The organism is Kitasatospora sp. NPDC056531 (assembly GCF_042794375.1).
Taxonomy (GTDB): Bacteria; Actinomycetota; Actinomycetes; order Streptomycetales; family Streptomycetaceae; genus Kitasatospora.
The window spans coordinates 5,889-6,200 of sequence record NZ_JBHTTU010000186.1 but is presented as its reverse complement, the minus strand read 5'-3'; the positions used below and the strand labels follow the sequence as shown (position 1 = coordinate 6,200).

Here is a 312-nt window from a genome sequence, read left to right as displayed (position 1 = left end):
CCATGAAGCCCTCGACGGCGAACTTGGCCGCGCAGTAGGCCTCGTTGAAGGGCTGGCCGACCGCGCCGCCGATGCTGGTGACGGTGATCACCCGGCCTTGGGAGGCGCGCAGGTGGGGCAGGGCGGCGCGGGTGGCGGCCACCACGCCGAAGAAGTTGACCTCCATGGCGGCGCGGACCTCGTCGACGGTCATCAGCTCGATGGTGCCGACCTGGGCGGCGCCGGCGTTGTTGACCAGCGCGTCGAGGCGGCCGTGCTCGGCGATCACCTCGTCCAGGCAGGTGGCGATGCTCTCGGGGTCGACCACGTCCA

The 312-nt window shown here is 71.5% G+C and carries 1 protein-coding gene; it reads right to left on the bottom strand.

The genetic code is table 11. From position 1 onward, the window contains the following. On the bottom strand, positions 1–312 hold a 312-nt coding region (locus ACFQ87_RS43705; protein ID WP_380616607.1), incomplete at both ends, for an SDR family NAD(P)-dependent oxidoreductase.